Here is a 24,228-nt window from a genome sequence, read left to right as displayed (position 1 = left end):
GGACGGTGACCGACACCGCCCCCGCCGCCCCCGGGACGTCCGCGCCGTACGACGCCGTCGTGCTGGCCGGCGGCGCCGCCCGGCGGCTCGGCGGGGCCGACAAGCCCGGACTCCGGGTCGGCGGCCGTACGCTCCTCGACCGGGTGCTCGCTGCCTGTGCGGGCGCCCGGACGACCGTCGTGGTGGCCGCGCCCCGCCCCACGGCCCGGCCGGTGCGCTGGGCGTGCGAGGAGCCGCCCGGCGGTGGACCGGTCGCCGCGCTGGAGGCCGGCCTGCGACTCACCGCCGCCGCGCACACCGTCGTCCTCTCCGCCGACCTGCCGTTCCTCCAGCAGAGCACGGTGCGGCGGCTGTTGACCGTCCTTCGGGACACCGGAGCCGACGGCGCGCTGCTCACCGACGCCGACGGCCGTGAGCAGCCGCTCGTGGCCGCCTACCGCACCGCCGCGCTCCAACGCGAGCTGACCGCCCTCGCCGCCACGCCCGACGGCCTCTCCGGGTTGCCCCTGCGCCGGCTGACGGGCGCCCTCCGCCTCACCCGCGTCCCGGACACGCAGGCGTCCTTCGACTGCGACACCTGGGACGACATCACCCATGCCAGGGCACGCATCAGGGAGCATGGGCACGTGTTGGATGAATGGATCTCCGCAGTCAAGGACGAGCTGGGCATCGACCTGGACGTCGACACCGGCGCCCTGCTCGACCTGGCCCGTGACGCCGCGCACGGCGTGGCCCGGCCCGCCGCCCCGCTGACCACGTTCCTCGTCGGTTATGCCGCGGCCCAGGGCCGGGGCGGCCCCGAGGCCGTCGCGGAGGCCGCCCGCAAGGCCGCCGCGCTGGCCCTGCGATGGGCGGAGGAGAGCGACGGCGGCACGGAAGAGAACAGCGGGGGCCCGAGTGCCCCGGACGCCGGATGACCGCCCCCGGTACCCGGGCCCAGGCATCCGCCGAGGAGAGCGACGACCTCGACGTCGAGGAGGCCCTGGCCCTCGTGAGGGAAGCCCCCCCGGAAGCCGGGGACGACAGCACGGGCCATGTGAGCGCTCCGGCTCCGCAGCCGTCCGGCGTGCGGCCCGCCGAGCGGCACAGGGCCACGGACTGGCCCCGCGCCCGTGAGATCGCCGCCCGCGCCGCGCGCCCTGCTGCCGCGAAGGGCTCGGCGGCCGTCCCCGCCGGTGCCCGCCGCACCCCCGTCTCCGTCCCGCTCGGTGACGCCCTGGGACTGGTCCTGGCCGCCCCCCTCGACGCGCTCACCGACCTGCCCTCCTTCGACACCTCCGCGATGGACGGCTGGGCGGTCGCCGGCCCCGGTCCTTGGCAGGTACGGGCCGAGGGCGTGCTCGCCGGGCATGCGCAACCCGACCCGCTGACCGACGGGGAGGCGGTCCCGATCGCCACCGGTGCCCGCATCCCCGCCGACACCACCGCCGTCCTGCGCGCCGAGCACGGCCGTACGGACGCCAAGGGCCGCCTCCACGCCACCCGCGACATGCTCCACGGCCAGGACATCCGCCCCCGCGGCCAGGAGTGCCGCACCGGGGACCAACTGCTGCCCGTCGGCACCCTGGTCACCCCGGCCGTCCTGGGCCTGGCCGCGGCGGCCGGATACGACACGGTCACCACCGTGCCCCGCCCGCGCGCCGAGGTCCTCGTCCTGGGTGACGAGCTGCTGACCGGGGGACTCCCCCACGACGGGCTGATCCGGGACGCGCTCGGCCCCATGCTGCCGCCCTGGCTGCGGGCGCTCGGCGCCGAGGTCGTCGCCGTACGCCGGCTCGGCGACGACGCCCGGGCGCTCCGCAAGGCGATCACCGGCTCCGGCGCCGACCTCGTCGTCACCACGGGCGGCACCGCGGCCGGACCCGTCGACCACGTCCATCCGGTCCTGGAACGCATCGGCGCCGAACTCCTCGTCGACGGCGTCAAGGTGCGCCCCGGTCACCCCATGCTGCTGGCCCGCACCAAGGAGGACCAGCACCTCGTCGGACTGCCCGGCAACCCGCTCGCGGCCGTTTCCGGGCTGCTCACGCTCGCCGAGCCGCTGCTGCGGACCCTCGCCGCCCGGCCCGCCCCCGAGCCGTACACGCTGCCGCTGCGGGAGGCGGTGCAGGGGCATCCGTACGACACCCGGCTCGTCCCCGTGGTGCTGCGCGGTGACCATGCCGTGCCGCTGCACTACAACGGCCCCGCCATGCTCCGTGGCATCGCCGCGGCCGACGCGCTGGCCGTCGTACCGCCGGGCGGGGCCCGGCAGGGCGAGGAGACGGAGCTGCTGGACCTGCCGTGGGCGACCGCCGGGATCGGTGTGTGTTTCACGTGAAACTTCCGGGCCGCGACGCGATCGCCCGTCAGGCGGACGAGTATCTGGTGACCCATCGGGTGAAACTCCCGAGGAAAGTGGTGGAGCGGCCCGTCCGCCAGGCCGTCGAGCGGCTGTTCATGGCCCTGCTGGTGCTGGTCGTCACCGCGTTCGTCGTCTACGCCGACCGGGACGGCTACCGCGACAACTCCGACGGCTCGGTGGATCTGCCCGACGCGTTCTACTACGCGACCGTCACCCTCTCCACCACCGGATACGGCGACATCACCCAGGTCAGCGACAGCGCCCCGCTCACCCAGCGCCAAGGCGGTCGACGCGGCCACCGCCGAGGGCTACGCCGGCGTCATGGGCGACGCCACCCGCAGTGACGTGCTCAGACGGGCCGAGGCGCACCGGGCCCGGCAGATCATCATCGCCCCGCAGCGCGACGACACCTCCGTCCTCGTCACGCTGACCGCCCGCCAGCTCAACCGCGGCGCCAAGATCGTGGCCGCCGTGCGCGAGGAGGAGAACGCCCCGCTGCTCAAGCAGTCCGGAGCGGACGCGGTCATCACCAGCGCCAGCGCGGCCGGCCGGCTGCTGGGGCTCTCCGTGCTCAGTCCCGCCGCCGGCATGGTGATGGAGGACCTGATCCAGCAGGGCAGCGGGCTGGACATCGTCGAACGGCCGGTCGTCCGCGCCGAGGTGGGCAGGGCGCCCCGCGAGACGGACGACCTCGTGGTCAGCGTCGTCCGCGGACACCGCGTGCTCGGCTACGACGATCCGTCGCTCGGCACCCTCCAACTGACGGACCGGCTCATCGCGATCGTCCGTGTCACGCCCGGTGCCCGGACCACACCGGACACCCGCCCCCTCCCACACGGGTGACGGGGCCCGCGGGGGGTAGCGTCACCCGCATGCATGCGATCACGATTCCCGAACCTGGTGGTCCCGAGGCTCTGGTGTGGGACGAGGTCCCCGAACCGGTGCCCGGGGAGGGCGAGGTGCTGGTCGAGGTGGTGGCCAGCGCCGTCAACCGTGCCGACATCATGCAACGTCAGGGCTTCTACGACCCGCCGCCCGGCGCATCCGCTCATCCCGGCCTGGAGTGCTCCGGCCGGATCGCCGCCCTCGGCCCCGGGGTGTCCGGCTGGTCCGTCGGCGACGAGGTGTGCGCGCTGCTCGCCGGCGGCGGTTACGCCGAGAAGGTCGCCGTACCGGCCGGGCAGCTCCTGCCCGTCCCCCAGGGCGTCGACCTCAAGCAGGCCGCGGCGCTGCCCGAGGTGACCTGCACGGTCTGGTCCAACGTGTTCATGGTCGCCCATCTGCGCCCCGGCGAGACGCTGCTGGTGCACGGCGGCTCCAGCGGGATCGGCACCATGGCGATCCAGCTCGCCAAGGCATTCGGTGCCAGGGTCGCGGTCACCGCCGGCACGAAGGAGAAGCTGGACTTCTGCGCCGAGCTGGGCGCCGACGTGCTCATCAACTACCGCGAGCGGGACTTCGTCGCCGAGATCAAGGAAGCCACCGACGGCGCCGGTGCCGACGTCATCCTCGACAACATGGGCGCCAAGTACCTGGACCGCAACGTCCAGGCCCTCGCCGTCAACGGCCGCCTCGCCATCATCGGTATGCAGGGCGGCACCAAGGGCGAGCTGAACATCGGCGCGCTCCTCGCCAAGCGTGGCGCGGTCAGCGCGACCTCGCTGCGCGCCCGCCCGCTGGAGGAGAAGGCGACGATCGTCGCCGCCGTACGCGAGCACGTGTGGCCGCTGCTCGCCGACGGCCACGTCCGCCCGGTCGTCGACCGTGAAGTGCCGATGCCGCGGGCTTCCGAGGCGCACCACCTGGTGGAGGCCAGCGGCCACATCGGCAAGGTGCTCCTGGTGGCGCCGTGACGGAAGCGGCAGGCGGACGGGTCGTGCGGGGTCCGACCCGGGCCGGGGAACGCAGGGGCCCCGGGGTCAGGTTCTGCGGAGTCTCAGGCCCAGGAGGGCCAGGGCCAGGCCCAGGCCGATGAGGACCAGCCCCGTGCCCAGGGGAAGGATTTGCAGGACCGGCTCCGTGGGGCCCTCACCCTGCTGGACCGCCTGCTGGGCCGCGGGCCGCAGCGGAGGCCTGGCGGGGTCGAGCCCGGCTTCCTCGGGCGGCGGTGAGGCCGCCTGCGTACCGCGCGGCACGTCCGCCGTCTCCGGCTCCTGCGCCTGCGCGGCCTCGGTGTCGGGGTCCTCGTCGCCCTCCACCTCGGCGGCGGGCCCGTCCGGCCGTCCGGGGCGTATCCGCCCCTCACCGGCCCGGCTGCCCGCCCGCGACGGCTCGGCGGTGAGACGGGCGGAGACCGAGGGGCGGACCGACGCCGACGCCGAGTCGGACGGCATGGGGACGGCGGCGGCCGGTGGATCGTCGGCGGGCCGATCCTGCTCGCGCACGCCGTGCACGGGACCGAGGGTGGAGAGGGCGGCGGTACCGGGGAGGCCGTGTTCCGGCCGGTCGCTTCCCGGCCGGTCGTGTCCCGGGCCGCCGCCGTCGGGCTCGTTCCGGCCCGGCCGCCCGGGGCCCGGTGGCACGGCGCCCGGCAGCGCCGGCTCCCGCTGCTCCCGGTGCCCCGGAGCGGACGGGTGGACGGGGTCCCGCTCGGCGCCGTGGGCGGGCGGGGCGCCGTAGACGACGGCGACGGTGACGCCGTACGCCGGCAGAGCCGCCGCCGTGAGGAGGAGGAGCAGCAGCCGGACGCAGCGGAGCGCCAGTCGCAGGCATGGAGTCACGTCGGTGACCTCCCGGAGCCCAGGTGCCGTGACCGATGGAAACCCGACGGGGACAAGCCTCACATCCGGCGATCGGCGTGGCACGTCGGATTGCGCCGACGGGTCTAAAACGGTGGAGTGGCCACACAGGGGGCACCACGGTGATGAGGTGGCGGTGTGCGAGACAATGGCGGCATGGAGATGCCGAGGAACGAACGGTCGCCGGAGAATCCCCAGATCCTCGTCGTGGGGCAGGACGGGATGGCGCTCGGTGGCGGCGGGGACGAGGAGTCCCGCGAGACCCCGGTGACGGAGATGGTGGAACAGCCGGCCAAGGTGATGCGGATCGGCAGCATGATCAAGCAGCTCCTGGAGGAGGTGCGCGCGGCTCCCCTCGACGAGGCCAGCCGGGTGCGCCTGCGGGAGATCCACGCCAGCTCCGTGAAGGAGCTGGAGGACGGCTTGGCCCCCGAGCTGGTCGAGGAACTGGAACGGCTCTCGCTGCCGTTCACCGACGAGGTGACCCCGAGCGACGCGGAACTGCGGATCGCGCAGGCGCAGCTCGTGGGCTGGCTGGAGGGTCTCTTCCACGGGATCCAGACGACGCTGTTCGCCCAGCAGATGGCCGCGCGGGCCCAGCTTGAGCAGATGCGCCGCGCTCTCCCGCCGGGCGTGTCCGGTCCTGACGGGCTGGGTGACGACCACCGCGGCGGCGCCCACACGGGCGGGCCGTACCTGTAGGCGGCCCACCCGGCCCGGTCACGAGGTCATGACATCCGAAGGGCCCGGCGGACACCCGCCGGGCCCTCTCTGTGTCCGGTGCGGCCTCACCGCGCCCGGTACGGCGTCACTGCGGCGGATTGCCCGTCGACACGCTCAGGTCGATGGTGCCGACGTCGTCGGGGTCGACATCGGTGCCGTGGTCGGGGAACTGCTTCAGCACGGTCCCTTCGCCCCAGGTGGCGTCGTCCTCGTGGTCGATACGCAGCTTCCAGCCCGCGGCCTGGAGGCACTTCTTCACGGAGCCGATGTCCTTGTAGCGGAAGTCGGGCATCTCGACCTTCTTCGGGTCGGTGTACGACTCCTGCGGCTCGGTGCACTCCGACTTGTCGATCTGCCGCGTGGGGTCCGCCCCGCGGTAACCGGCCCGGTGCGAGGCGGACGCCGACGCGCTCGAACCGCCGGTCACGCCCTTGATGTCGTCACCGGCGTTCTTCAGCGTGAGCACGACGATCAGCCCTGCGACCGCGACGGCCACCACCGCGACCGAGCCGATCACCAGTGGCCTGCGCCGCTTGCCCCGCCCGGCACCGGGGGAGGCCGGGGTGGACTGCGGGGCGATCGTGTACGGCGGCGGGGTCGGGGCGGTCTGCGGGCCGTAGCCCACCGGGGGCGTCTGGTAGCCGCCCTGCTGGGGGTAGCCGTAGGCCGCGGCGGGCGCCGGGTGGCCGTACGGGTTCTGGGCCGGGGCATGCGGGTACGGCGTCTGCACCGGCCCGTGCGGCGCCTGGGCCGACCGGTCGACCGGCGGGAACACGGCGGAGGCGACGCCCGCACCGCTCTGTGCCGGCCCGGCGCCCGGCACGATGCTCGGCGGGACCGCCTGGAGGGACGCGGCGACGCGCAGGCACTCGTCGCGCATGGACTCGGCGGTCGGGAAACGCTCGTTCGGGTTCTTCTTCAGCGCGCGGGCGACCAGCGCGTCCACGGCCGGCGGCAGCGCGCGGTTGACCGAGGAGGGCGGCACCGGCTCCTCCTGCACATGCGCGTACGCGATCGCCAGCGGGGAGTCCGCGTCGAACGGCAGCCGCCCGGTCACCAACTGGAACAGCATGATGCCGACCGAGTACAGGTCGGAGCGCGCGTCCACTCCGCGGCCGAGGGCCTGCTCGGGCGAGAGGTACTGCGGGGTGCCGACGACCATGCCGGTCTGGGTCATCGAGGTGACCCCGGACTGCATGGCGCGGGCGATGCCGAAGTCCATGACCTTGACCACGCCGCGCCCGGTCATCATCACGTTGCCCGGCTTGATGTCGCGGTGGACCAGCCCCTTCTCGTGGCTGATCTCCAGTGCGGCGAGCACGTCGGCGGTGAGCTTCAGGGCCTTGTCGGCGGGCATCGCACCGTACTGCCGGATGTCCTCGGCCAGGACCGAGCCCAGCGGACGGCCCTCGACGTACTCCATGACGATGTACGGCGTCGCCATGCCGTTCAGCTCGTCCTCGCCCGTGTCGAAGACGGAGACGATGTTGGTGTGGGTGAGCTTGGCCACGGCCTGGGCCTCGCGGCGGAACCGCTCGCGGAAGGCCTGCTCCCGGCCGAGTTCGGTGTGCAGCGTCTTGATGGCCACCTGGCGGTCCAGCACGGCGTCGTACGCGAGGTGCACCGAGGCCATGCCGCCCTCACCCAGCAGGTCGCGCAGCTGGTAGCGGCCCCCGGCCAGCGCCTGCCCCGCGTACCGGCCGTGTGCGCCGTCCTGGCTCATCTGTCCGCGTCCCCCACTGGCCCTCCGGCGCCGTCACCGGCGAACAGGCCTTGATCGTGTGTCATTCCCGGCCAAGTCTGCCCCAGGGCACGGGCACGTCAAGCTCGGTGCCCGTTCCGTGACCGTACGCGCAAGAAGCGTCGCGCAAGCGTTACCGGTGTCGTACGACAGGCACACGGGATTTGCACGACAGCGCGTGCTAGAGGTTTCATGACCGGTCCGTCGCGGACCGGTCCGGGTTGCGGTTCCGGACCGGTGGCCCCCGCGGAGGCTGTAGCGTGGCCGACGGAGACCGTGACAACACCGCGCGCACCGCGGGCAGAAACGACGGCGAGGACTGATGGCACAGCAGCAGCGCTCTCAGGGCCCGTCCGACCCCGAGGCGACTGGCGGCGGCATGTCGGACGCGCCGGAGATGTGGGGCAACGGAGGGCTCGTCGGCGACGGCCGGTACCGGCTCACGCACCGGCTGGGCCGGGGCGGCATGGCCGAGGTGTTCGCGGCGGAGGACGTCCGCCTGGGCCGCACCGTCGCGGTCAAGCTGCTCCGCGCGGACCTGGCCGAGGACCCGGTCTCCAAGGCCCGCTTCACCCGCGAGGCCCAGTCGGTCGCCGGACTCAACCACCACGCGATCGTCGCCGTGTACGACTCCGGCGAGGACAGCGTGGGCGGCCAGTCCGTGCCGTACATCGTCATGGAGCTGGTCGAGGGCCGCACCATCCGCGACCTGCTGCTGAACGCCGAGGCGCCGGGCCCCGAGCAGGCCCTGATCATCGTCTCCGGGGTGCTGGAGGCGCTCGCCTACTCGCACCAGCATGGCATCGTGCACCGTGACATCAAGCCGGCGAATGTCATCATCACCCACAGCGGTGCCGTCAAGGTGATGGACTTCGGCATCGCCCGTGCCCTGCACGGCGCGTCCACGACGATGACGCAGACCGGCATGGTCATGGGCACCCCGCAGTACCTCTCCCCGGAGCAGGCGCTCGGCAAGGCCGTCGACCACCGCTCCGACCTGTACGCCACCGGCTGCCTGCTCTACGAACTGCTCTCGCTCCGGCCCCCCTTCACCGGCGAGACCCCGCTGTCGGTGGTCTACCAGCACGTCCAGGACATCCCGACGCCGCCGTCGCAGGTCGCGGACGGGACCTGCCCGCCGGAGCTGGACGGCCTGGTCATGCGCTCCCTCGCCAAGGACCCCGACGACCGGTTCCAGACGGCCGAGGAGATGCGCGGCCTCGTCCAGTACGGCCTCCAGATGCTGTACGAGCAGGGCGGCCACACCGGCACCTGGAACACCGGCCCGGTGGCGGCGCACGACGGCCGGCACGCCCCGGCGGCCGGCTTCGCCGGCACGACCGTCATGCCGCACCCGATGGACGCCTCGGGCACCGCGCAGATCCCGCAGCCGATCCTGCCGACGGGCTACGGCAGCGGCGACGACGGCGGCTTCGAGGGGCACGGCAACAAGGGCAGCGGACGCGGCAAGATGTGGATCCTGGCCGTCCTCGCGGTCGTCGCGATCGCGGCGGGCGTGGCGCTGGCGCTGAAGGGCGCCGGCGGCGACGGCGGCGGCAAGGGCACCGACACCAAGCCGTCGAGCACGCACTCCAAGAGCACCAAGCACGAGAAGCCCTCCGCGAGCCCGTCCGACGACGACACCGGCGCGCCCTCGGACCCCTCCACGCACACCGGCTCGGACACCGGAACCGGCACCGGCACCGGCAACGGCTGGCCGCCGGCGACCACGCCGTCGTACACCCCGTCGAAGCCGGCCGACTCCACCCCGACCGACGAGCCGACGGACCCGCAGACCTCGCAGTCCCAGCCCACGGACCCGACGAACGGCGGCACGGACACCGGCACCACCGACGGCGGCACGGACACCGGCACCACCGACGCGGGCACGGACGCGGGCACCGGTGACGGCGGTGCCACCGCGGGCACCACGACGGACGGCAGCACCACGGGCGACACCACCGGTTGAAGGACACCGACACCGACGGCGACCGGGACGGCGGTCCCCGCGGGCTGATCCCGCCCCCGGCCGCCCGCCCGGCTCACCGCACGAACGCGTCGCACACCGCGTCGTACTCGCGGGTCCACCACACCGCGAGCGCCGACGCGGCCGGGAACTGGCAGTCCGCGCGCGTGTCGCCGCGTTCGTAGTGCCAGCGCAGCATCCAGAAGTCGTTCAGCCGCTCCCACCACACCCGGTGCGCGGCTGCCGCCAGCTCCGCGGGCGGGGCACCGGCCGCATGCCGGTACGCGCGCGCGTAGGCACGCACTTTCGGCAGGTCCAGCGTCCCGCCGGGGCGGACGAAGAAGATCACCGCGGCGCGCACGGCCTCCTCCGCGCGCGGCTGCACACCGAGCCGGTCCCAGTCCACGATGGCCGCCGGAGCGTCGTCCTTGTAGAGCAGGTTGAACGGGTGGAAGTCGCCGTGCACCCAGCCCACCGAGCCGCCGCGCGGCGGGCGCCGGCCGGCGTGCTGCTCCAGGAGGGCGCGGCGTTCCAGCAGCCGGTGCCGGGCCAGCTCGTCGAAGGCGTCGGCGGGGCGGTGCCGGCGCACCCGGCCGAGCAGCGCGTCGATGAGGGCGAAGGTGTCGGCCGGGTCGGCGCTGCGCACGGGGTGGGGGCTCGACGCCGGTCGGGTGCGCCCCTTGGGTGGCATCACGCGCTCCAGACAGGCGTGTACGGCCCCCAGGAGCGCCCCCAGGCGGGCGCTCTGCCCGCGCGTCAGCTGGCCGCCGTGGCGGTGCCTGCCGTCGATCCAGGGGTGCAGGGCGTAGGCGTGGCCGCCGACGACGGCGACCGTACGGCCCTCGCGGTGGGCGAGCGGCGGGGCGACCGGGACGCCGAGGTCGGCCAGGCGCTGGGTGGCCCGGTGCCGGCGCTCGATGGCGGCCGGGTCGGCGGTGTCCGGGTCGAAATGGTGCTTGAGGAAGTAGCGGCCACGCGTGGTGCACAGCCGGTAGCCGCGGTTGAGCAGTCCCTGGTCCACCGGCTCACAGGTGAGGGCGGTACCCGCGCCGTACAGGCGCAGCAGGGCGCCCAGAGGGGGCGCGTGGGACTTGTGGGGTGGTACACATGAGCGCGGCACGCGCCAGATGGTAGGGCACTCGCTGCCCCTGTGAGCTGCGGGTTGTCACAGACAGTCGCTGACGGTCGCTTTCGGTCATGCGCGGGGCTTTTCCGTCGGCCGACGGGCGCCCGCAGGACGCGGGACGGATGAGGACGGGACGGTCGCGGGTGATGTCCCGACTTTTCCCACTTCATGTGCGAGGTCGGTCTCACATACGACTCTTCCCGTGACCTGGGTGCGCGGGATAACGTGCGGGTGCTCCGGACTACCGCAAGGCTGTGACCAGCACGCTTTCACCTCCCCTCGATTTACTTGGAAATCCAAGCAAAATCGCAGGTCAAAGGGGGTTTCACAGAAATGTGAAGCACTGGGTAACGTGTTGGTTGCAGGGCGCTCGCCGGGGCACCTGTCACGCCTGTTCCCGGCCGAGTGGCACCCACCCCGTGCCCGGTGGTCGGAACAGGTGAGCCGCACTGGCCTACCGGCAACCCCGGGGGCCGGAACGACGGAGGAGCACACGTGACCGTGGAGAGCAGTGCCGCGCGCAAGCCGCGACGCACCGCCGCAGGCAAGGCCGGCACGGCCGGCGACACGACCGGAGCCGCCGGCACCAAGCGCACCACCCGCAGCACCGCCGGGAAGGGCACCGACCCGGAACTGGTACAGCTCCTGACCCCCGAGGGCAAGCGGGTCAAGAACGCCGAGTACGACGCCTACGTCGCCGGCATCACCCCCGACGAGCTGCGCGGCCTGTACCGCGACATGGTGCTCACCCGCCGCTTCGACGCCGAGGCCACCGCCCTGCAGCGCCAGGGCGAGCTGGGACTGTGGGCCTCCCTGCTGGGCCAGGAGGCCGCCCAGATCGGCTCCGGCCGGGCCACCCGCGAGGACGACTACGTCTTCCCGACCTACCGGGAGCACGGCGTCGCCTGGTGCCGCGGTGTCGACCCGACCAACCTGCTCGGCATGTTCCGCGGCGTGAACAACGGCGGCTGGGACCCGAACAGCAACAACTTCCACCTGTACACGATCGTCATCGGCTCCCAGACGCTGCACGCCACCGGCTACGCGATGGGCATCGCCAAGGACGGCGCGGACTCGGCGGTCATCGCCTACTTCGGCGACGGCGCCTCCAGCCAGGGCGACGTGGCCGAATCGTTCACCTTCTCCGCGGTGTACAACGCCCCCGTGGTGTTCTTCTGCCAGAACAACCAGTGGGCGATCTCCGAGCCGACCGAGCGCCAGACCCGCGTCCCGCTCTACCAGCGCGCCCAGGGCTACGGCTTCCCCGGCGTCCGCGTCGACGGCAACGACGTGCTGGCCTGCCTCGCGGTCACCAAGTGGGCGCTGGAACGCGCCCGCAACGGCGAGGGCCCGACCCTGGTCGAGGCGTACACGTACCGCATGGGCGCCCACACCACCTCCGACGACCCCAGCCGGTACCGGGGCGACGAGGAGCGGCTGGCCTGGGAGGCCAAGGACCCGATCCTGCGTCTCCGCCGGTACCTGGAGGCCTCGAACCACACGGACGAGGGATTCTTCGCGGAACTCGAGGCCGAGTCCGAGACGTTGGGCAGACGAGTGCGCGAAGCGGTCCGCGCCATGCCCGACCCGGACCACTTCGCCATCTTCGAGAACGCGTATGCGGACGGGCACGCGCTCGTCGACGAGGAGCGTGCCCAGTTCGCCGCCTACCAGGCGTCGTTCGCGGAAGAAGGGGGTCACTGAGATGGCCGAGAAGATGGCGATGGCCAAGGCCATCAACGAGTCGCTGCGCCGCGCCCTGGACGCCGACCCCAAGGTCCTCGTCATGGGTGAGGACGTCGGCAAGCTCGGCGGCGTCTTCCGCGTGACGGACGGCCTCCAGAAGGACTTCGGCGAGAGCCGGGTCATCGACACCCCGCTCGCCGAGTCCGGCATCGTCGGCACCGCGATCGGCCTCGCCCTGCGCGGCTACCGCCCGGTGGTGGAGATCCAGTTCGACGGCTTCGTCTTCCCGGCCTACGACCAGATCGTCACCCAGCTCGCCAAGATGCACGCCCGCTCACTGGGCAAGGTCAAGCTGCCGGTCGTCGTCCGCATCCCCTACGGCGGCGGCATCGGCGCGGTCGAGCACCACTCCGAGTCGCCGGAGGCCCTGTTCGCGCACGTGGCGGGCCTGAAGGTCGTCAGCCCGTCCAACTCCTCCGACGCGTACTGGATGATGCAGCAGGCCATCCAGAGCGACGACCCGATCATCTACTTCGAGCCCAAGCGGCGCTACTGGGACAAGGCCGAGGTCGACCCCGAGGCGATCCCGGCCCCGCTGCACAAGGCCCGCGTGGTCCGCGAGGGCACGGACCTCACCCTGGCCGCCTACGGCCCGATGGTGAAGCTGTGCCACGAGGCCGCGGACGCGGCGGCAGAGGAGGGCAAGTCCCTGGAGGTCCTGGACCTGCGCTCGGTCAGCCCCCTCGACTTCGACGCCGTGCAGGCCTCGGTGGAGAAGACCCGCCGCCTCGTCGTCGTCCACGAGGCACCGGTGTTCTTCGGCTCCGGCGCGGAGATCGCCGCGCGGATCACCGAACGCTGCTTCTACCACCTGGAGGCACCCGTCCTGCGGGTCGGCGGCTACCACGCCCCGTACCCGCCGGCCCGCCTGGAGGAGGAGTACCTGCCCGACCTGGACCGCGTGCTCGACGCCGTCGACCGCTCGCTGGCGTACTGAGGAGAGGGTCGTGACGACGATGACGGAAGCGTCCGTACGCGAGTTCAAGATGCCCGACGTGGGCGAGGGACTCACCGAGGCCGAGATCCTCAAGTGGTACGTCCAGCCGGGTGACACGGTCACCGACGGCCAGGTGGTCTGCGAGGTCGAGACCGCCAAGGCGGCCGTCGAACTCCCCATCCCCTACGACGGCGTGGTCCGCGCACTGCACTTCCCCGAGGGCACCACGGTGGACGTGGGCACGTCCATCATCGCGGTGGCCGTCGAAGGCGCGGCAGCCCCCGAGGCCCCGGCCGAACCGGCCCGGGCCGTGCCCGCGCAGCCGAAGGAGGAAGCGAAGCCGGAGGGCCGCCAGCCGGTCCTCGTCGGCTACGGCGTGGCCACCTCCTCCACCAAGCGCCGCCCGCGCAAGGGCCCCGAGGTCACCGTTCCGGCGGCGGCGCAGGCGGTCCAGTCGGAGCTGAACGGCCACGGCGCGGTGGCGGACAAGGTCCGTCCGCTGGCCAAGCCCCCGGTGCGCAAGCTCGCCAAGGACCTGGGCGTCGACCTCGCCGCCATCACCCCCTCCGGCCCGGACGGCGTCATCACGCGCGAGGACGTCCACGCGGCGGCCACCCCGCGCACCGCCGAACCGGCGGCACCGGCCCCGACGGCCCCCGTGGCGGCCCCGGCGCCCGTGGCGTCGTACGACATCGCGCGCGAGACCCGCATCCCGGTCAAGGGTGTCCGCAAGGCGACCGCGCAGGCGATGGTGGGCTCGGCGTTCACGGCGCCGCACGTCACCGAGTTCGTGACCGTGGACGTGACGCGCACGATGAAGCTGGTCGAGGAGCTGAAGCACGACAAGGAGATGCAGGGCCTGCGGGTCAACCCGCTGCTGCTGATCGCCAAGGCCCTGCTGGTCGCGATCAAGCGCAATCCCGACGTCAACGCGTCCTGGGACGAGGCCGGCCAGGAGATCGTGCGCAAGCACTACGTCAACCTGGGCATCGCGGCGGCCACCCCCCGCGGCCTGATCGTCCCGAACATCAAGGACGCCCACGACAAGACGCTCCCGCAACTGGCGGAGGCGCTGGGCGAGTTGGTGACGACGGCCCGTGAGGGCAAGACCTCGCCCGCCGCCATGCAGGGCGGCACGGTGACCATCACCAACGTCGGCGTGTTCGGCGTCGACACCGGCACGCCGATCCTCAACCCGGGCGAGTCGGCGATCCTCGCGGTCGGCGCCATCAAGCTCCAGCCGTGGGTGCACAAGGGCAAGGTCAAGCCCCGCCAGGTCACCACGCTGGCCCTGAGCTTCGACCACCGCCTGGTGGACGGGGAGCTGGGCTCGAAGGTGCTAGCGGACGTCGCGGCCGTTCTGGAGCAGCCGAAGCGACTGATCACCTGGGCGTGAGGCTTCGGCCATCGCTTGGGCGGGAGGGCCTTCGGCAGGTAATCTCCGACCCTGTGGGGGACGGCCGCAACGTCTGTTTGCGACCGTCCCCCCGTTCTTTTCAGCCCTGGTTGAGTACGTACACCGGTGCGCCGTCATCGGTACCGCCCTGTGAGCGGATGCAGGCGTGCATGCGCAGCAGGCGCAGGCACGCGTTGACGTGGCGCACCGTCAGTCCCGTACGCGCCGCGATGGATTCCAGCGGTTCGCGCAGCTCACCCTTCTCGACCAGGATGGGGGCGATCACCACGGCGACCGTCCACACGTCCTCCGTCACGGACAGCCGCTGACGCCAGTCGGCCAGTACGGATTCCGTGGTGGGCGACGCGGTGAGGCGGCCCCCGGGGGCCGGACGCGTGAGGACGAGGGCGTCGAGCCGGTCCGCGATGCGTTCCATCGCCCGGACCATGGCCTGATGCACAGCGACCGTGGCCCTCTGGACCGCCAGCGTCTCCCGCTGGACGGCCAGCATCTCCTTCTGTACGGCGATCGAGTCGCGCTGCCCGCTCGCGAGCTCCTCGTCCAGTTGGAGGTTGTGCGCCTCCAGCCGGACGATGGCCTCCGCGACCTGCTCGGGCATGGCGTACGCGACGGGCGCCCCCGGTTCGGTCGGCTGCACCTCGGCCTCTTCGAGGGCGTAGGCACCCTCCCGCTGCACGGTCTCGATGACCTCGGCGACCCACTGCTTGAAGGGGGCGCAGGCGGGCTTGGTGCAGGCGCTGACGAGGAGGATGAGACCTTGCAGAGAGATGATATTCAGGTCTCGACGCCACTCCCTACCTGCGGGAATGCTGAGACCGTAAGCTCCAGTTACGGTCTCGAGAATCTCTCGATGGCTCTCGGGGACGTGGTCGGAGAGCGCCTGCCTCGAGTTGGTGTGCCCGAGTTCCTTGCACACATCCACCGCCGGGAACCAGTGACTTCCGTCCGGCATGGTCAGTCGGCGGACGCGGGCGCCGGTCGCGGCGTAGACGAAGTCGCTGACGTCGATCGCCTCACGCCGTGCTGCCGAGTCGGACTCGGACTGCTTCTTGGGTTCGTTCATGTGAACCACCTCCGCTGCGGAACGTAGAGCGGATGAAATGGAATATGCCAGTGGAAAAAGGGATGTTCACGATTGCGAGTGAAAAGCGGCGATATCGCTGGCCGGACACGGCGAAGGGCCCGTCGCATCGCTGCGACGGGCCCTTCGCTGTTCCGCCGGCGTCAGCCGAGCTTGGCGAAGCCGTAGGTGAGGAGCTTCTTCGCGTCCGTCGCGCGCTGGGTGATGGACGTGGAGGCGAGGACGGTGCCGATGACCGTCCTGCCGTTCCGGGTGGCGGCGAAGACCAGGCAGTACTTGGCCTCCGGGCCGGAGCCGGTCTTCACACCGATGGTGCCGCTGTAGCTGGACAGCAGCGTGTTGGTGTTGTCCCACGTCTTCATGGTGCGGGTGCTGCCGGTCTTCGTGATCGTCTTCGCGGTGTAGTGCTTCGTCTTGACGATCGTGCGGAACATGGAGTTCTTCATCGCGCTGCTGGCAAGCTTCGTCAGGTCGCGCGGAGTCGAGTAGTTGGCGCCATGCCCGATGCCGTCGAACGAGTCGAAGTGGGTGTTCGGCAGGCCCAGGCTCTTCGCTGTGCTGTTCATCTTGCCGATGAACGACTTCACGCGTGCTGCCCGCGTCGAGCCCGAGCCGAACTTGTCGGCGAGCGCGTACGCCGCATCACAGCCGGACGGCAGCATCAGCCCGTACAGCAACTGGCGGACGGTGACCTTGTCGCCGACGATCAACCCCGCGTTCGACGCGTAGTTGTTGTCGACGATGTAGTCGCTGTACGCCTTCTGGATCGTGACTTTGGAGTCGAGGTTGAGGTTCGACTGGGCGAGCACGACCTTGGCGGTCATGATCTTCGTGGTGGAGCCGGTGGACCGCTTGGTGTCGGCCGTCTTGGTGTACAGCGTCGAGCCGGTGGCGTCGTTCATCACGAAACCGCCCTTCGCCACGATCGAGGGCGTCGTGACGGCCTGCGCGGGCGCTGCGGTGAGGGCACCGGTCGCGAGCAGCGCGCCGGAGCTGACGGCGACGGCGGCGGCTCTGCGAAGGCGGGTGCCCTGAATGCCGGTAATCAAAGTGATATACCTCGAATGTCTTGAATGCCCTTGGTGTGCGGCCGAGTTGGCGTGGCAACGGAGCGGGCCGCACGTGTGTGACACGTAAGTAGCACAGAAGGTTGTGCGGTCGCTGCGGGGGGCGTTCGTCACGTCCGCATGATGGACTGGACTCCTGCTTGCGTACGTGATGTATCTATGCTGTCGGCATGACCACGGCCGTCGAGCAGTCCGCGCCCCAGTCCCTGAAACCGCCACCCGCTGCCGACCGCGTGTACGCCCATGTCAAACAGGGCGTGCTCGACCGCCACTACCAGGGCGGCACCCTGCTCACCGAGGGTGAGCTGGCCGAGGCCGTCGGGGTCTCGCGCACGCCCGTCCGGGAGGCGCTGCTCCGGCTGGAGGCCGAGGGCCTGATCCGCCTCTACCCCAAGAAGGGCGCCCTCGTCCTGCCCGTCTCCGCGCAGGAGATCGCCGACGTGGTGGAGACCCGGCTGCTGGTCGAGGAGCACGCGGCCCGCAAGGCCGTACCCGCCCCGCCGGGCCTGCTGGAACGGCTGACGGAGCTGCTGGCGCGGCAGAAGGCGCAGGCCGCCGCCGGTGACCTGGCCGCCGCCGCGGTCACCGACCGCTGCTTCCACGCCGAGATCGTGCGCAGCGGCGGCAACGAGATCCTCTCCCGGCTCTACGACCAGCTACGCGACCGCCAGCTACGGATGGGCGTCGCCGTCATGCACTCGCACCCCGACCGGATCGCCAAGACGCTCGCCGAGCACGAGGAGATCCTCGACGCGCTGCGCGCCGGGGACGCGGAGGCGGCCGTCGGGGTCGTGCACCGGCACGTGAGCTGGTTCTCGCACCTCGCGCGAGGTGAGGTCCGATGAGCGGTCCCGCGCGCAGCGCCACCCTTCCGGGCGATCCGCCCGGCGGGCGGGGCGCCGTCGCCGTGTGGTCCATAGGCGTGGCCGTCTACTTCGTCGCCGTCATCTTCCGTACGTCGCTGGGCGTGGCCGGACTCGACGCGGCCGCCCGCTTCCATGTGAACGCCTCCGCCCTGTCGACGTTCTCCATCCTGCAGCTCCTGGTCTACGCGGGCATGCAGCTACCCGTCGGCCTGCTGGTCGACCGGCTCGGCACCAAGAAGGTGCTGAGCATCGGGGCGGTGCTGTTCACCGCCGGGCAACTGGGCTTCGCCTTCTCCCCCTCGTACGGCACCGCGCTCGCCTCCCGGGCCCTGCTGGGCTGTGGCGACGCGATGACCTTCATCAGCGTGCTGCGGCTCGGCACCCGCTGGTTCCCGGCCCGGCGCGGACCGCTGGTGGCACAGCTCGCGGGGCTGGTCGGCATGGCGGGCAACCTGGTCTCCACCCTCGCACTCGCCCGGCTGCTGCACGGCATCGGCTGGACCCGGGCGTTCGCGGGCAGCGCGCTCGCGGGCGTGGTCGTCCTCGTCCTGACCCTGCTGTTCCTGAAGGACCACCCCGAGGGACACGAACCGGAGCCGTCGCCGCACCAGGGTTCGGTGTACGTCCGCCGGCAGATCGCCGCGGCCTGGCGGGAGCCGGGTACGCGGCTCGGAATGTGGGTGCACTTCACCACCCAGTTCCCGGCGATGGTGTTCCTGCTGCTGTGGGGGCTGCCGTTCCTGGTGCAGGCGCAGGGGCTCAGCCGGGCCACGGCCGGCGAGCTGCTCACCCTCGTCGTCCTGTCCAACATGGTGATCGGCCTGGTCTACGGCCAGATCGTCGCCCGGCACCACGCGGCTCGGCTGCCGCTGGCGCTCGGCACGGTGAGCGCGACGGCGCTGCTGTGGGCGGCCACGCTCTCCTACCCCGGGGAGCACGCGCCGATGTGGCTGCTCGTGGTGCTGTGCGCGGTGCTCGGGGCGTGCGGGCCGGCGTCGATGCTCGGCTTCGACTTCGCCCGGCCGGCCAACCCGCCCGAGCGGCAGGGCACCGCGTCCGGCATCACCAACATGGGAGGGTTCATCGCCTCCATGACGACGCTGTTCGCGGTCGGCGTGCTGCTGGACGCCACCGGGGACGACTACACCGTGGCCTTCTCCGCGGTGTTCGTGCTCCAGGCGCTCGGGGTCAGCCAGATCCTGCGGTTGCGGGGGCGGGCGGTTCGGCGGGAGCGGGAACGGTTGGTGGCCAGCCGGGTGGAGACGGTGCATGTGCCTGCGGCTTGAGGCGGTGGTTCGCCCACCCGCGCGCCGCCCGCTTCCAGTGGGCCGAGAGGCTGGGTGACCTGTGGGGGCGGGCGTCCGCCGGCGGCTTTCCGGCTGTCAGCGGCTGGCACCCCGCGCCACCTGGTTCACGCCCACCAGGCTCACCGGGCCGCCCCTTCTCCCGGACGGCGGACCCCTACGGCGTCACCGTGAAGTTGTGGAGGATGGCTGCTGCCAGGTCCTGGTCGCCCTCGGTCTTCACCCGGTCCGCCACCGCCTGGGGGGTGACCCGGCCGCAGGCCAGGCGGACGTAGGTCTCCCAGTCGAGGGTGAGCGTGGCCGCGGGGCCCAGGGCCGGGGCGGTTTCCACGGTGCCGCGGCCCTGGATGTCGACGCGGACGGTGCGCAGGAACTCGACCGGGCCGTGCACGTCGAACACGATCGCCGAACTGCGCGGGGCGTCCGCGTCCTTCGCGACGACCTTCGGCAGTGCGGCCAGCAGGACGTCCCGGGTGACGTACGCGCCGGGAGAGTCCAGGTTGCCGGGACGGCCGAGGGCCGTACGCAGGTCCTGTTCGTGCACCCACACGTCGAACGCGCGGGCGCGGTAGGCCTGTTCCAGGGTGATCTGGGTGCTGAGCGGGCCGCGCACCGTGGTCCCGGGGTCACGGGACTCGTTGCGTAGCTGGCGGTTGCGGCGGATGACGGTGTACTCCAGCTCGGCCGTCATCTCCGGCGCCGTGTGATGACGGCGGACGTCGACCTGCATCTCCATGTAGCGCTGGTGCTCGGTGGCGACGTGGAAGAGGTCGCGCGGCAGCGCGTGGATGGGGCGCGGGTCGCCGAGCATCTCGCAGTCGAGGCCGATGACGTGCGACACGATGTCCCGGACCGACCAGCCGGGGCAGGGGGTCCGCCGGTTCCACTCGCCCTCGACGAGCGACTGCACCATCTCGGATATCGCTTCGATGGAGTGCGTCCAGGCGTCGGCGTAGGGCTGGAGGGTGGGATGCAGACTCACGGAACGGGACCCCTCGGCGGTCGGTACACGGGCGGGTTGTGGCGGCGTTGCCAGCGGGCGGCGGCTGCACTTCGGCGGGTGTCTTGACGCTAAGTTACGCTGCGGAGAGGCACCCCGGCAGTGCTTTCGTGTGACGATCGTAGGCCTGTGTGGACGACTCGAATTGCCAGGACGGTGGTAGTGTGCGCGCCTCGCTGATCCAGATCGCCGTGGACGAGGGCGAAACGGTCGACTCCCGGCGGCGGCGGGCCGCCGCGCTGGTGCGGGAGCAGGCCGGTGCGGACCTCGTCGTACTGCCCGAACTGTGGACCACCGGCGCCTTCGCCTACGAGGACTTCGGCCGCGAGGCCGAACCGCTCGAAGGTCCGACGTACCAGGCGATGGCCGAGGCGGCGCGCGACGCGGGCGTGTGGCTGCACGCCGGCTCCGTCCCCGAACGGGCGGCGTCCGGCAGCGGCTCCGTCACCCAGGACGGCCCCCTCTACAACACGTCCCTCGTCTTCTCCCCCACCGGTGAACTGGCCGCGGCCTACCGCAAGATCCACCGCTTCGGCTTCGACAAGGGCGAGGCCGTGCTGATGGGCGCGGGCCGGGAGCTGGTGACGGTCCGGCTGCCCGGGACCACGCTCGGCCTGGCCACCTGCTACGACCTCCGTTTCCCCGAACTCTTCCGTGGACTGGTCGACGCCGGCGCCGAGATGCTGGTGATCCCGGCGGGCTGGCCCGAGCGGCGACGCGCGCACTGGACGCTGCTGGCTCAGGCGCGAGCGGTGGAGAACCAGGCGTTCGTGCTCGCTTGTGGAACGGCCGGGACCCACGCCGCAGTTCCGCAGGCGGGTCACTCGATCGTGGTGGATCCGTGGGGCGAGGTGCTCGCCGAGGCGGGTCCCGGCGAGGAAATCCTCACGGTCGACCTCGACCCGGCGAAGGTGTCCGCCACCCGCGAGCAGTTCCCGGCACTGAAGGACCGGGTCCTCGGTCTCCAGGCACCCCCCGGCTGGTCCCGCCACGCCGGGGTCAGTTCTCCTCCCCTTCCTTCTCGGCGAGGTGGATGACGCACACCGCCACCGCGATCAGCAGCGCCGGGTCGGCGTCCTCCCGTACGACGTCGACGCCGTAGGTGTCGCGCACGGTCAGCCAGCGGCGGGAGATCACCGCGAGGAGTTCGCCGTCGTACTCGACGGCGAACTCGCGGTCCAGGATCTTGCCGCTGACGTCCAGTTCGGTACCGTCCGCCAGCGAGACCCGGTAGTGGTTGCGCAGCAGGGACAGCCGTTTGCGCCTGATCCTGGCCAGGGCCTCGCCGTCCCGTTCGATCACCATCGTGTCGCGCAGGGCGAACATCTTCTGGTGGATGTCGATCAGGATCCGGCCCTGGGCGTCCTTCAGCTCGAAGGTGTCCCGTAGCCGCATCGCCTTGCCGTCGACGAGGAACACCTTCCGGCCGTGCTCGTCCTCGATCCACCAGTCGTCACCGATGCCGAGGATCCGGTCGCGTACGAGGAATCTCATACGGGTCATGCTTCCCCGGCACCGGCTGATCGTCACAGGGCCGTCACCGCCGGCGCAGAGCGGCCTGTCCGCGCCGGCCCCGCGACGGCGCCCGCGCACCCCGGGTCACCCGACGGCCGCCCCCACCGCCCCTGCCTCCGCCCGTTCCGCCGGCCCTCCGCCGAACCGCCTCCGGTACGCCGACGGGCTCAGCCCCGTCTCCCGCCGCAGCCGCGCCCGCAGGTTGGCCGCCGTACCCAGGCCGCTGCGCGCCGCCACGACGTCCAGCCGCTCCTCGCCCCGCTCGATCAGCCGGCATGCCAGCGCCACGCGCTCCCCGGTGAGCCAGGCCAGCGGGGTCGTACCTAGCTGGCTGCGGAACCGGCGGTGCAGGGTGGCCGGGGAGACGGCCGCGCGGGCGGCGAGAGCCGCGACGGTCAGCGGCTCGCCCAGCCGTTCCTGGGCCCAGGCCAGCAGCGGGCCGAGCGACGCGTCGGGCACCTCGGGCACCGGACGCTCCACGAACTGCCGCTGCCCGCCGTCGCGGTGCGCGGCGAAGACGAGCCGGCGGGAGACGGCGTTGGCCGTCTCCGCGCCGTGGTCCTGCCGCCAGATGTGCAGGCCGAGGTCGAGCGCGGCGGCGCTGCCCGCGGCGGTGAGGATGTCACCGTCGTCCACGAAGAGCACGTCCGGCTCCAGCAGTACCCGCGGATGCAGCTCCCGGAAGGCGTCCGCCCACATCCAGTGGGTGGTGGCGCGGCGCCCGTCCAGCAGGCCCGCCTCGGCGAGCGCGAAGGTGCCGGTGCAGAAGGCGACGACACGGGCACCACGCGCGTGCGTGCGGCGGATCGCGGCCAGGACGTCGGGCCCGCGCGGTACGACGTTGTCGGGACGGCCGGGGACCACCAGGGTGTCCGCCCCGTCCACCGCCTCCACCCCGGGCAGGCCGCTCATGGTGAAGAAGCCGTGGTTCATCCGCACCGCGCGCGTGGGCGCGCACAGCGTCACCTCGTAGCGGGGCTCTCGCAGGCCCAGCTCCGGCCGGGGCAGCCCGAACAGCTCGGTGGCGACGCCGACCTCGAACGGGTTCGTGCCCTCGTCGACGATCACGACGACGCGGTGCGGGGCCTGCGAGGATCGTTGCGGCATGTGCGATTCCTAGCACTCGTGGGACGGTCCCGTCACGCGCACGATGAGCGCATGGAACCGATCTCCCTGGAAACGGCCCTCGCCTCCTTCACCGAGCGGTGGAGCCCCCGCATCGTCACGACCGTCAACGACTACGACGTGCGCGTGACGAAGGTGGAGGGCGAGCACGTCTGGCACGTCCACGACCACACCGACGAGTTCTTCCTGGTCCTCGCCGGCGAACTGCACATCGGCCTGCGCGAGTCCACCGGTGAGCGCACGGTGGTCCTGCCCCGGGGGTCGGTGTTCACCGTCCCGCGCGGCACCGAACACAGGCCGTACGCGCCCGTACCGACCGAGATCCTGCTCTTCGAACCCACCGGCACCCTCACCGTCGGCGACCGGCACGAGGACGTCCCCGGCCACGTGGACGCGACCACGGGCCACGCGCTCACCTGACGGGGCCTCATGGGGGGGGGCTCACCGGGCCGGCCGCACCGGACGGGATCCCGCCGGGCCGGGCCCCACCTGACCGGGCACCGGAATCCGCCGGGCCACCGGGTGATGCCCGGGTGAACTTCCCGTTCTCCCGCGGCGGGCGACCAACCGGCGGGCGGGCCGGCGAGTCGGACCGGACGGAAGTCGGCGACCACGCCGAACCGTTCCTCCCGGAGGTCCGCCATGTCCGCTCGCCCCGACCGCCACCGGCCCGTACGCACGCTCGCCCTGGCCCTCGGCACGGCCGCCGCCCTGGCCGTGCCGTGCGCTCTGACCGGCAGCGCCGCCGCGGCCGTCCCCGTGTCCACCCGCACGGCCGTCCCCCCGGCCACCGCCGAGGTCAACCGGTACGGCTGGCAGCTCGCCTACACGGCCGCGCCCGGCCAGACCAACAGGGCGGCCGTCACCGCGTCCCGCACCGGCGGCGGCGCCGGCATCACCTATGTGATCGACGACGTCGTGCCGATCGGCGCGGGCGACGGCTGCGCCCACCCGGACGCCGCCGATCACACCAAGGTCTCCTGCACGGTCACCGCCGAGGAGAGCCAGGACCCGTACGCCGCCCTCACGATGGACCTCGGCGACCGCGACGACACGGTCGCCTACGCGAACCACACCGGCCAGGTGTACTGCTTCGCCGAGATCTCCCTGGGCGCCGGCGACGACAGGCTCACCGACAGCGGGCGCCTGGACGGCAACGACGTCTCGGGCGGCGCGGGCGACGACACCCTCACGGTCGGCGAGGCGGGGCTGGCCTTCGGCGGTGACGGCGACGACACGGTCCACGCGAACGGCGACCTGGTCATCGCGAGGGGCGGCAGGGGCGACGACGTCCTGCGCGGCGGCGCCGGCGGCCAGGACCTGTCCGGCGACGACGGCACCGACACCCTCTACGGCGGGACCGGCACCGACACCCTGTACGGCGGCAGGGGCGACGACGTCCTGTACGGCGGCGCCGGCGACGACAGGCTCTACGGCAACAGCGGGAACGACAGGCTGTACGGCGGCACCGGCCGGGACACGCTCTCCGGCGGCCCCGGCCGCGACGTGGTCCACCAGGGCTGACGACCGGA

Annotated in this window: 21 protein-coding genes and 1 pseudogene; 14 read left to right on the top strand and 8 right to left on the bottom strand. The window is 72.3% G+C overall.

All coding sequences use genetic code 11. From position 1 onward, the window contains the following. Nucleotides 1-5 precede the first annotated feature (5 nt). The 4 genes and pseudogenes from D9753_RS17405 to D9753_RS17390 all read left to right on the top strand — a co-directional run bounded on the left by D9753_RS17405 (nucleotide 6) and on the right by D9753_RS17390 (nucleotide 4,197). Nucleotides 6-917: an NTP transferase domain-containing protein gene (locus D9753_RS17405; RefSeq protein ID WP_121787840.1), complete on the top strand. Its 912-nt coding sequence runs from the start codon at nucleotides 6-8 to the stop codon at nucleotides 915-917. Then, entirely contained in the window at nucleotides 914-2,320 is a 1,407-nt protein-coding gene (locus D9753_RS17400; protein ID WP_121787839.1) for a molybdopterin molybdotransferase MoeA, read from the top strand. The genes D9753_RS17405 and D9753_RS17400 overlap by 4 nt, the downstream gene beginning before the upstream one ends. Continuing rightward, nucleotides 2,317-3,187: pseudogene (locus D9753_RS17395) on the top strand (NAD-binding protein). Before D9753_RS17400 ends, D9753_RS17395 begins: the two are co-directional and overlap by 4 nt. Before the next feature lie 29 nt (nucleotides 3,188-3,216). Further along, nucleotides 3,217-4,197 (top strand): NAD(P)H-quinone oxidoreductase, encoded by a 981-nt coding sequence (locus tag D9753_RS17390; protein ID WP_121787838.1) that lies wholly within the window; start codon nucleotides 3,217-3,219, stop codon nucleotides 4,195-4,197. A gap of 66 nt (nucleotides 4,198-4,263) precedes the next feature. Here the strand turns inward: D9753_RS17390 and D9753_RS17385 are convergent, their stop codons facing one another. Next, the gene (locus D9753_RS17385) at nucleotides 4,264-5,064 is read right to left on the bottom strand and encodes a hypothetical protein (protein ID WP_121787837.1); all 801 of its coding nucleotides are present in this window, start codon (nucleotides 5,062-5,064) and stop codon (nucleotides 4,264-4,266) included. A 174-nt stretch (nucleotides 5,065-5,238) separates the two neighbouring features. On the opposite strand from D9753_RS17385, the gene D9753_RS17380 reads away from it, so the two are divergent. Next, on the top strand, nucleotides 5,239-5,784 hold the full coding sequence (locus D9753_RS17380) for a bacterial proteasome activator family protein (RefSeq protein ID WP_121787836.1): 546 nt from the start codon (nucleotides 5,239-5,241) through the stop codon (nucleotides 5,782-5,784). A 106-nt stretch (nucleotides 5,785-5,890) separates the two neighbouring features. Here D9753_RS17380 and D9753_RS17375 read toward each other — a convergent pair whose 3' ends face one another. Beyond that, nucleotides 5,891-7,528 carry a protein kinase domain-containing protein gene (locus D9753_RS17375; RefSeq protein WP_121787835.1) on the bottom strand — a complete coding sequence of 546 codons (1,638 nt, stop codon included), beginning with the start codon at nucleotides 7,526-7,528 and terminating at the stop codon, nucleotides 5,891-5,893. A 340-nt stretch (nucleotides 7,529-7,868) separates the two neighbouring features. Between D9753_RS17375 and D9753_RS17370 the strand changes: the two genes are divergently transcribed. Continuing rightward, nucleotides 7,869-9,515 (top strand): protein kinase domain-containing protein, encoded by a 1,647-nt coding sequence (locus D9753_RS17370; RefSeq protein ID WP_163010727.1) that lies wholly within the window; start codon nucleotides 7,869-7,871, stop codon nucleotides 9,513-9,515. Nucleotides 9,516-9,588: 73 nt separating this feature from the next. Here the strand turns inward: D9753_RS17370 and D9753_RS17365 are convergent, their stop codons facing one another. Then, nucleotides 9,589-10,632: a phosphotransferase gene (locus D9753_RS17365; protein ID WP_205614181.1), complete on the bottom strand. Its 1,044-nt coding sequence runs from the start codon at nucleotides 10,630-10,632 to the stop codon at nucleotides 9,589-9,591. Between the two features lie 501 nt (nucleotides 10,633-11,133). Between D9753_RS17365 and pdhA the strand changes: the two genes are divergently transcribed. Genes pdhA through D9753_RS17350 form a run of 3 tightly spaced genes read left to right on the top strand, consistent with a single transcriptional unit; the run spans nucleotide 11,134 to nucleotide 14,717 of the window. Continuing rightward, nucleotides 11,134-12,342: a pyruvate dehydrogenase (acetyl-transferring) E1 component subunit alpha gene (gene pdhA / locus D9753_RS17360; RefSeq protein WP_121787834.1), complete on the top strand. Its 1,209-nt coding sequence runs from the start codon at nucleotides 11,134-11,136 to the stop codon at nucleotides 12,340-12,342. Between the two features lies 1 nt (nucleotide 12,343). Further along, a complete protein-coding gene (locus D9753_RS17355; protein ID WP_121787833.1) occupies nucleotides 12,344-13,321 on the top strand; it encodes an alpha-ketoacid dehydrogenase subunit beta in 978 nt (325 codons plus the stop codon). A gap of 10 nt (nucleotides 13,322-13,331) precedes the next feature. After that, on the top strand, nucleotides 13,332-14,717 hold the full coding sequence (locus tag D9753_RS17350) for a dihydrolipoamide acetyltransferase family protein (protein ID WP_121787832.1): 1,386 nt from the start codon (nucleotides 13,332-13,334) through the stop codon (nucleotides 14,715-14,717). 100 nt (nucleotides 14,718-14,817) lie between these two features. Here D9753_RS17350 and D9753_RS17345 read toward each other — a convergent pair whose 3' ends face one another. Then, on the bottom strand, nucleotides 14,818-15,801 hold the full coding sequence (locus tag D9753_RS17345; protein WP_121787831.1) for a BRO-N domain-containing protein: 984 nt from the start codon (nucleotides 15,799-15,801) through the stop codon (nucleotides 14,818-14,820). A 161-nt stretch (nucleotides 15,802-15,962) separates the two neighbouring features. After that, a complete protein-coding gene (locus D9753_RS17340) occupies nucleotides 15,963-16,868 on the bottom strand; it encodes a D-alanyl-D-alanine carboxypeptidase family protein (protein WP_121787830.1) in 906 nt (301 codons plus the stop codon). Nucleotides 16,869-17,056: 188 nt separating this feature from the next. On the opposite strand from D9753_RS17340, the gene D9753_RS17335 reads away from it, so the two are divergent. Next, on the top strand, nucleotides 17,057-17,731 hold the full coding sequence (locus D9753_RS17335; RefSeq protein WP_121787829.1) for a GntR family transcriptional regulator: 675 nt from the start codon (nucleotides 17,057-17,059) through the stop codon (nucleotides 17,729-17,731). Then, a complete protein-coding gene (locus D9753_RS17330; protein ID WP_121787828.1) occupies nucleotides 17,728-19,038 on the top strand; it encodes an MFS transporter in 1,311 nt (436 codons plus the stop codon). The genes D9753_RS17335 and D9753_RS17330 overlap by 4 nt, the downstream gene beginning before the upstream one ends. 175 nt (nucleotides 19,039-19,213) lie before the next feature. On the opposite strand, the gene D9753_RS17325 is transcribed toward D9753_RS17330, so the two are convergent. Beyond that, entirely contained in the window at nucleotides 19,214-20,038 is an 825-nt protein-coding gene (locus D9753_RS17325; protein ID WP_121787827.1) for a maleylpyruvate isomerase family mycothiol-dependent enzyme, read from the bottom strand. A gap of 182 nt (nucleotides 20,039-20,220) precedes the next feature. Here D9753_RS17325 and D9753_RS17320 point away from each other — a divergent pair, with 182 nt between their 5' ends. Then, entirely contained in the window at nucleotides 20,221-21,093 is an 873-nt protein-coding gene (locus D9753_RS17320) for a carbon-nitrogen family hydrolase (protein ID WP_240468203.1), read from the top strand. Here D9753_RS17320 and D9753_RS17315 read toward each other — a convergent pair. Both D9753_RS17315 and D9753_RS17310 read right to left on the bottom strand, forming a co-directional pair. Further along, nucleotides 21,056-21,550 carry an LURP-one-related/scramblase family protein gene (locus D9753_RS17315; RefSeq protein WP_121787826.1) on the bottom strand — a complete coding sequence of 165 codons (495 nt, stop codon included), beginning with the start codon at nucleotides 21,548-21,550 and terminating at the stop codon, nucleotides 21,056-21,058. The two genes, D9753_RS17320 and D9753_RS17315, sit on opposite strands and share 38 nt — an antisense overlap. A 105-nt stretch (nucleotides 21,551-21,655) precedes the next feature. Continuing rightward, nucleotides 21,656-22,678 carry a GlxA family transcriptional regulator gene (locus tag D9753_RS17310; protein WP_121787825.1) on the bottom strand — a complete coding sequence of 341 codons (1,023 nt, stop codon included), beginning with the start codon at nucleotides 22,676-22,678 and terminating at the stop codon, nucleotides 21,656-21,658. Between the two features lie 51 nt (nucleotides 22,679-22,729). Between D9753_RS17310 and D9753_RS17305 the strand changes: the two genes are divergently transcribed. Both D9753_RS17305 and D9753_RS17300 read left to right on the top strand, forming a co-directional pair. Beyond that, nucleotides 22,730-23,116 carry a cupin domain-containing protein gene (locus tag D9753_RS17305; RefSeq protein ID WP_121787824.1) on the top strand — a complete coding sequence of 129 codons (387 nt, stop codon included), beginning with the start codon at nucleotides 22,730-22,732 and terminating at the stop codon, nucleotides 23,114-23,116. 222 nt (nucleotides 23,117-23,338) lie between these two features. Next, entirely contained in the window at nucleotides 23,339-24,220 is an 882-nt protein-coding gene (locus D9753_RS17300; protein ID WP_121787823.1) for a calcium-binding protein, read from the top strand. The last annotated feature ends 8 nt before the right edge of the window (nucleotides 24,221-24,228 follow it).

The sequence above is a fragment of the Streptomyces dangxiongensis genome, from assembly GCF_003675325.1.
In the GTDB taxonomy this organism is placed as follows: Bacteria; Actinomycetota; Actinomycetes; order Streptomycetales; family Streptomycetaceae; genus Streptomyces; species Streptomyces dangxiongensis.
The sequence above is the reverse complement of the archived record's forward strand: the minus strand, read 5'-3'. Positions and strand labels throughout refer to the sequence as shown.

Excerpts from the sequence above, each read along its gene's own strand:
- D9753_RS17300 (WP_121787823.1), top strand. The coding sequence starts at position 23,339 with ATGTCCGCTCGCCCCGACCGCCACCGGCCCGTACGCACGCTCGCCCTG.
- D9753_RS17375 (WP_121787835.1), bottom strand. The coding sequence starts at position 7,528 with ATGAGCCAGGACGGCGCACACGGCCGGTACGCGGGGCAGGCGCTGGCC.
- D9753_RS17380 (WP_121787836.1), top strand. The coding sequence starts at position 5,239 with ATGGAGATGCCGAGGAACGAACGGTCGCCGGAGAATCCCCAGATCCTC.
- D9753_RS17355 (WP_121787833.1), top strand. The coding sequence starts at position 12,344 with ATGGCCGAGAAGATGGCGATGGCCAAGGCCATCAACGAGTCGCTGCGC.
- D9753_RS17390 (WP_121787838.1), top strand. The coding sequence starts at position 3,217 with ATGCATGCGATCACGATTCCCGAACCTGGTGGTCCCGAGGCTCTGGTG.
- D9753_RS17315 (WP_121787826.1), bottom strand. The coding sequence starts at position 21,550 with ATGAGATTCCTCGTACGCGACCGGATCCTCGGCATCGGTGACGACTGG.
- D9753_RS17400 (WP_121787839.1), top strand. The coding sequence starts at position 914 with ATGACCGCCCCCGGTACCCGGGCCCAGGCATCCGCCGAGGAGAGCGAC.
- D9753_RS17345 (WP_121787831.1), bottom strand. The coding sequence starts at position 15,801 with ATGAACGAACCCAAGAAGCAGTCCGAGTCCGACTCGGCAGCACGGCGT.
- D9753_RS17370 (WP_163010727.1), top strand. The coding sequence starts at position 7,869 with ATGGCACAGCAGCAGCGCTCTCAGGGCCCGTCCGACCCCGAGGCGACT.
- D9753_RS17305 (WP_121787824.1), top strand. The coding sequence starts at position 22,730 with ATGGAACCGATCTCCCTGGAAACGGCCCTCGCCTCCTTCACCGAGCGG.
- D9753_RS17330 (WP_121787828.1), top strand. The coding sequence starts at position 17,728 with ATGAGCGGTCCCGCGCGCAGCGCCACCCTTCCGGGCGATCCGCCCGGC.
- D9753_RS17335 (WP_121787829.1), top strand. The coding sequence starts at position 17,057 with ATGACCACGGCCGTCGAGCAGTCCGCGCCCCAGTCCCTGAAACCGCCA.
- D9753_RS17310 (WP_121787825.1), bottom strand. The coding sequence starts at position 22,678 with ATGCCGCAACGATCCTCGCAGGCCCCGCACCGCGTCGTCGTGATCGTC.